This window comes from Ideonella sp. (assembly GCF_036277275.1).
Taxonomy (GTDB): Bacteria; Pseudomonadota; Gammaproteobacteria; order Burkholderiales; family Burkholderiaceae_C; genus Ideonella.
In genome coordinates, this window is sequence record NZ_DASUNH010000088.1 from 26,279 (window position 1) to 32,462 (window position 6,184).

The following is a 6,184-nucleotide window of genomic DNA, read 5'->3' on the forward strand; positions in this document are numbered from 1 at the left end:
AAATAAAGTTAGCATGCCAGCTCCATCAAGATTCTCTGAGGATCCACCCATGTATTCCTGGATGAGCCACGGCATGAAGCTCTCTGCGGCAGGCCTTGGCCTGTTGGCTGCCACCGCGGCGCTGGCCGCGCCCAGTTACCGCATCGAATCCGTCGCCAAGGCCAACGGCGCGGCGCCGAAGTCGGTGGACGCCATCAGCGACAACGGCAACTACACGGGTTTGGGGGTCGACCGGGTCACGGGCCAGCAGCTGAAGTTCGTGTCCCGAAAGGGGCGGAAGATCGAAGTGCTGGCGCAGTCGAGGGGCCCGACCTTCGGTGGCAATGCGGACGTCAACAACGCCGGCACCGTGGTCGGGCGCTATCTCAACGGCACCGGCGGCGAGCGCGGCGGGATGTGGAAGAGCGACGGCACCTTGACCGACCTGGGCGAACTGGTGGGCTGTACCGATTCGGCCGGCGTCTATCCCAGGGCCATCAACAAGGCCGGTGACATCGGCCTGCAGGTCGACTGCGTCATCGATGGCGTGGCCGTCCACGGTGGTGTGTTGCTGCGCGACGGCGTGCGGACGTTCCTGCCGACCCTCGAGGGCGGCCCGACCTACGCCAACGCGATGAACGGCCTGGGCCAGTTCACGGGAAGCTCCGAAGTCCGGCTGGACAACGGCGACACTGTGCAGCAGGCCTTCATCTGGAAAGACGGCGAAGGCATGCGCGCGCTGGGGCGGCGGGGCCAGGAGTCGTACGGCTACGCCATCAACGACAAGGGGCACGTCATCGGCATGAAGGGCACCATCCCCGACTGGCAACCGTTCCTGTACAAGGGCGCCGGCCTGCTCGATCTGCCGAAGTGCCCCGACGACCGCAGCTTCTGGCCCGTGGCGATCGCCAACGACGACTCGATCGTCGGCCGCTTCCAATGGTCCGGCATTCCCGCGCAGACCGGGCTGATCCGCAACGGCGAGTGTCAGCTGTTGGAGTCGCTGCTCGATGAGAGCGGGGCCGGCTGGACCGACCTGGTCGCCGAGGACATGAACAACCTGGGCGTGATCGTCGGCTCCGGTCGCTATCAAGGCTTCTTGCGCTCCTTCATCGCCAGGCCGATCGCAGCGGAGCAGCGCTGAAGAAAGGGCCGGCCAACTCGCGGCGGCCGGCCGATTCAGCTGTGGTCGTTGTTGATGGTTGCGCGTAACTGACGAGTTAGCATTGGTGTCCTCGAAACATCACGGAGACCGTCCATGCATTCGTTGACATCCTGCCGGCTGGTGACCGCGGCCGCTTTGGGTCTGGCTTTCGCCCACGCCGCGATGGCTGCGCCAAGCTATCGAATCGAACTGCTCAAGAAGGGCAACGGCGTGGCGCCGAAATGGGCCAGTTCCATCAGTGACAACGGCAGCGTGGCCGGCGGTGGAGTAGACACGCGGACCGCTGAGAGCGTCTTGTTCCGCTCGCAACGGGGCCAAAAGGCGCAAGCGCTGGCCGAGACGCAAGCCATGCACTATCCGGGCGAGCCGCAAGTGAACAACGCTGGTATCGTGGTCGGTCGCTATCAGCGCGACTGGGACAACTACGGCGGCTTGTGGGCAGCCGACGGTACGCTGACCGACGTGGGCCCGATCGTCGGCTGCGACGATTCGCGTGGCGCCTATCCGCAGTCGATCAACGACGCGGGCGCGTACGTGGTCGAAATCGACTGCCCGATCGGCGGGGTGGCCACCCGCGGCGGGTTCCTGGTGCGCGATGGTGTCGCGGTCAAGGTGCCGCTCTCGGATGGCCATGTGACCTTCCCGAGCCTGATCAACAAGCGCGGGCAGGTGGCCGGCGTCACCGACTACCAGACCGTCACGCCATATGTGTTCATCTGGGAAGAAGGTAAACCGGTGCGTCGGCTGACGCCGCTCGGTCAGGAGGTCTATCTCGAAGCGATGAACGACCGAGGCCACGTGGTCGGCATGAAGGTGACGAATCTGAACTGGCGTCCGTTTCTGCACGACGGGAAGTCGATGCAAGAACTGCCGCTGTGCGGCCAGCAAGACGTGTGGCCCGTGGCCATCAACAACAACGGCTGGATCGCCGGCAATTTCCACGGCTTGGGCGTCTCCCCGGACGCTGCGCTGATTCGCGATGGCGGGTGCTCGGAACTGCAGTCGTTGCTCGACGACAGTGGTGCGGGCTGGTCTGACCTTTCCGTGGACGACATGAACAACGACGGCGTGATCATCGGCCACGGTCGATTCGAAGGGTATCGGCGCGTCTTCATCGCCACGCCGCTGAGTCGCTGAGCCTGCACGAGCGATCGGCCCGCACGCCGGGCCGGCCCCGCCAGCTCAACCCTTCTGGCCGCCGGCCCAGCGCAACTTGCGGTAGATGGTGTTGCGGCTGATGCCCAGGCGCCGCGAGGCGACCGAGATGTTGCCGCCGGCTTCGTCGACCGCGCGCTGGATGGTGCGCAGCTCCAGCTCTTCGAGCGTCGGGCCGTCGGGGCCGGCCGGGGCCGGCTGCCGTGGCGAGGCCGCGGTGGCTTGCACCTGCGGCTCGGCGGGCGCCTGCAGCTCGCGCTGCGCGTCTTCCAGGAAGTCGTCGGACAGGTGGGCCCGCGTGATGACCATTTCGCTGCCGGCCATCACCGCCGCGGTGCGCAGCACATTGGTCAGCTGGCGGATGTTGCCTGGCCAGTGGTAGGCCTTCAGCAGGCGGATGACTTCGTCGTCCAGGTCGAGCGGGCGGCCGTTGGTTTCGGCACGCAGGATCTTGCGCACGATCGTCATCAGGTCGCTGCGCTCGCGCAGGGCTGGCAAGCGCACCACCAGGCCGTTCAGGCGGTAGTAGAGGTCTTCGCGGAAGGTGTGGGCGCTGATCATGTCGCGCAGCGCCCGGTGCGTGGCGCTGACCACCGCCACATCCACCGGCACCGACTTGTCCGAGCCCAGCGGCGTGACCTGGCGCTCTTGCAGCACGCGCAGCAGCCGGGCCTGCAGCATCAGCGGCATGTCGCCGATCTCGTCGAGGAACAGCGTGCCGCCGTTGGCCTGCAGGATCTTGCCGGTGGCGCCCTTGCGGCGCGCGCCGGTGAAGGCGCCTTCTTCGTAGCCGAACAGCTCGGCCTCGATCAGGCTCTCGGGGATCGATGCGCAGTTGACCGCGACGAACGGGTAGCGCGCGCGGTCGGAGTCCTGGTGGAACGCGCGGGCCAGCAGCTCTTTGCCGGTGCCGGTCTCGCCCATCACGAGCAGCGAGATGTCGCGGTTGAGCACCCGCTTGACCTTGGTGATCACGGTTTCCATCTGCGCATCGCCGGTCTGCAGGTAGCGCAGGCCCGACAGGCCGGGTGACGCACCGGGGGTGGCCGGCCGCGTGCCGGCCGCCGCGGCGAAGAATCCGCCGGCCGGCGCCGGTGCCGTGGCAGTGGCGGCGTCGAAGCCGTCGTCGTGGTGCGCGTCGATCGTCACGCTGCCCAACGCATGCCAGGTCGGCCAGTTGAAGACGGCGCGCATGTGCAGCGGCTGGCCGTTGGGCAGCACCATCGCCATCGGTGGCGCCATCGGCGAGCGGAAATGGTCGATCACCGCGCCGACAGTGACACTGAACAGTGTCGTCAAGCTGTTCATGCGCAGAGCGGCGCCGCTCAGGCGCAGCTGGTCCAGCGCGCTGCGGTTGGCGCCGAGCAGCTTGCCGTCGCGCCCGACCGCGACGATGCCTTCCATCAGCGTGCCGATGAACTCGGGCCGGCTGTGGAAGTGGATGCGCAGCGCATGGCGGAAGTCGTCCGACAGCCAGTGGTTCTCGATCATCCGGGCCGACATCTTGACCAGCCCCATCGTGTGCAAGTGGTACGAGTGGTGGTCGCCCGACACGTCGAGAACGCCCAGCATGTTGCCGCGCGGGTCGAAGATCGGCGCGGCCGAGCAGGTGAGAAAGCCGTTGGCGTGCATGTAGTGCTCGCCGGCGTGCACGACGGTGGGCAGCTCGTCGACCAGCGCGGTGCCGATGGCGTTGGTGCCCTTGCTCGATTCGGACCAGTTCGCCCCCGGCGCCAGGGCCACCTTCGAGGCCCGCTGCAGGAAAGCGTCGTGGCCGACCGAATGCAGCACCGTGCCTTGCGCGTCGGTGAGCAGCACCATGCTCTGGGTCGCCATGGTCTGCTCCAGCAGCAGCTCCATCACCGGCGCGGCATGCAGGTGCAGGCGCAGGTTGCGCTCGCGGGCGACGGCCAGGTCGGAGCGGATCACCGAGGTGTGGTCCGGGCGGTCGATGCGCGACAGGCCCAGCGCCGCGCAGCGTTCGTGCGATTGCAGGATGGTGTCGGCATGCATCGGGTCGCCCAACGTTGGCAGGGCAGCATGGTCGCGGGCCAGGGTGGGGGTCGCCATCGCACGGATCCTTTCGCACACCACCGGGGCCGCCAAGGGCGGCAACTCACCGGGAGCGGCCAGGCGCCATGCTAGAGCGTATCCGGGCACCGCGTCAGTGCAGAAATCCCTCGCAGGCTTGCGCTGGAGCAAGCCCCGGCTGCGCCAAACTGGCACAACCGGGACGCTGTCTTGCGCAGGGCTTACGCCGCGGGTGTCAGACCCTGGGTCTGAAGCCACAACCATTCGGCGTCGCTGTACAACCGCGAACGCAGTCGCCGCTCTGGTGGAACATCAACGGCCCATGTTTGGCCGCGAGGCGCTCGATCAGCGCGAGCGCCTCGGGCGTGGCGGTCACTTGAGCGACGCTCATCGCCACGCCGGCTTTTAGAAAAAGCCCAAGGGCTGCTCGCTGTAGCTGACCAGCAGGTTCTTGGTCTGCTGATAGTGGTCGAGCATCATCTTGTGGTTCTCGCGCCCGATGCCCGATTGCTTGTACCCGCCGAACGCCGCATGCGCCGGGTACGCGTGGTAGCAGTTGGTCCAGACGCGGCCAGCCTGGATGCCGCGGCCCATGCGGAAGGCGGTGTTCATGTCGCGGCTCCACACACCGGCACCGAGGCCGTAGAGCGTGTCGTTGGCGATCGAAAGTGCCTCTTCCTCGTCCTTGAAGGTGGTGACCGAGACGACCGGGCCGAAGATCTCTTCCTGGAAGATGCGCATCTTGTTGTGGCCCTTGAAGACGGTCGGCTTGATGTAGTAGCCGCCTTCGAGGTCGCCTTGCAGCATGTTGCGCTCGCCGCCGATCAGGCACTGGGCGCCTTCCTGCTTGCCGAGGTCGAGGTAGCTGATGATCTTTTCCAGCTGCTCGCTCGAGGCTTGCGCGCCGATCATCGTGCTCTTGTCCAGCGGGTTGCCTTGCTTGATGGCGGCCACGCGCTTCAGGGCCCGGTCCATGAACTGGTCGTAGATCGACTCGTGGATCAGCGCACGCGACGGGCAGGTGCAGACTTCGCCCTGGTTCAGCGCGAACAGCACGAAGCCCTCGATCGCCTTGTCGAGGAAGCCATCTTCCTTCGCCAACACATCGGGGAAGAAGATGTTGGGCGACTTGCCGCCGAGCTCCAGCGTGACCGGGATCAGATTCTGGCTGGCGTATTGCATGATCAGCCGGCCGGTCGTCGTCTCACCGGTGAAGGCAATCTTGGCGATGCGGTTGCTCGATGCGAGCGGCTTGCCGGCCTCCAGGCCGAAGCCGTTGACGACGTTCAGCACGCCCGGCGGCAGCAGATCGCCGATCACCTCCATCAGCACCAGGATCGACGCGGGCGTCTGCTCGGCGGGCTTGAGCACCACGCAGTTGCCTGCGGCCAGCGCGGGGGCCAGCTTCCAGGTTGCCATCAGCAGCGGGAAGTTCCACGGGATGATCTGGCCGACCACGCCGAGCGGCTCGTGGAAGTGGTAGGCGTAGGTCTGGTTGTCGACCTCGCTGATGCCGCCTTCCTGCGAGCGGATGCACGAGGCGAAATAGCGGAAATGATCGACCGCCAGCGGCAGGTCGGCCGCCATCGTCTCGCGCAGCGGCTTGCCGTTGTCCAGCGTCTCGGCCACCGCCAGCTCGCGGCTGCGCTCCTGCACGATCCGTGCGATCCGGTACAGGTACTTCGCCCGCTCCCGTCCGGGCATCGGCCCCCACACGGTGTCGAAGGCTCGACGGGCCGCCGCCACCGCGAGGTCGACGTCGGCAGGCGAGCCGGCCGCGATGTGCCCGATGGTCTCTTCCGACCATGGATTGGTGACCGCGATGCGGGGCGCGTCGGGGCGATCCACCCAGGC

The 6,184-nt window shown here is 66.8% G+C and carries 4 protein-coding genes and 1 pseudogene; 2 read left to right on the forward strand and 3 right to left on the reverse strand.

Annotation, left to right across the window (positions count from 1 at the left end; genetic code table 11):
* The first annotated feature begins 49 nt into the window (after positions 1–49).
* Both VFY73_RS15415 and VFY73_RS15420 read left to right on the forward strand, forming a co-directional pair.
* Positions 50–1,123 (forward strand): hypothetical protein, encoded by a 1,074-nt coding sequence (locus tag VFY73_RS15415; protein ID WP_329720260.1) that lies wholly within the window; start codon positions 50–52, stop codon positions 1,121–1,123.
* 114 nt (positions 1,124–1,237) lie between these two features.
* On the forward strand, positions 1,238–2,281 hold the full coding sequence (locus tag VFY73_RS15420; RefSeq protein ID WP_329720262.1) for a hypothetical protein: 1,044 nt from the start codon (positions 1,238–1,240) through the stop codon (positions 2,279–2,281).
* A 45-nt stretch (positions 2,282–2,326) separates the two neighbouring features.
* On the opposite strand, the gene VFY73_RS15425 is transcribed toward VFY73_RS15420, so the two are convergent.
* From VFY73_RS15425 to VFY73_RS15435, 3 genes and pseudogenes are all read right to left on the reverse strand, one after another.
* Positions 2,327–4,369, reverse strand: coding sequence for a sigma-54-dependent Fis family transcriptional regulator (locus tag VFY73_RS15425; protein ID WP_329720264.1), 2,043 nt, complete (start codon positions 4,367–4,369; stop codon positions 2,327–2,329).
* 241 nt (positions 4,370–4,610) lie between these two features.
* Positions 4,611–4,721 (reverse strand): annotated as a pseudogene (locus VFY73_RS15430) (DUF779 domain-containing protein); the annotation flags it as partial.
* A 14-nt stretch (positions 4,722–4,735) separates the two neighbouring features.
* A partial coding sequence (locus VFY73_RS15435; RefSeq protein ID WP_329720267.1) for an aldehyde dehydrogenase family protein occupies positions 4,736–6,184 on the reverse strand: 1,449 nt, incomplete at its 5' end.

Coding starts and splice junctions, on each gene's coding strand:
- VFY73_RS15425 (WP_329720264.1), bottom strand. CDS start 4,369: ATGGCGACCCCCACCCTGGCCCGCGACCATGCTGCCCTGCCAACGTTG.
- VFY73_RS15420 (WP_329720262.1), top strand. CDS start 1,238: ATGCATTCGTTGACATCCTGCCGGCTGGTGACCGCGGCCGCTTTGGGT.
- VFY73_RS15415 (WP_329720260.1), top strand. CDS start 50: ATGTATTCCTGGATGAGCCACGGCATGAAGCTCTCTGCGGCAGGCCTT.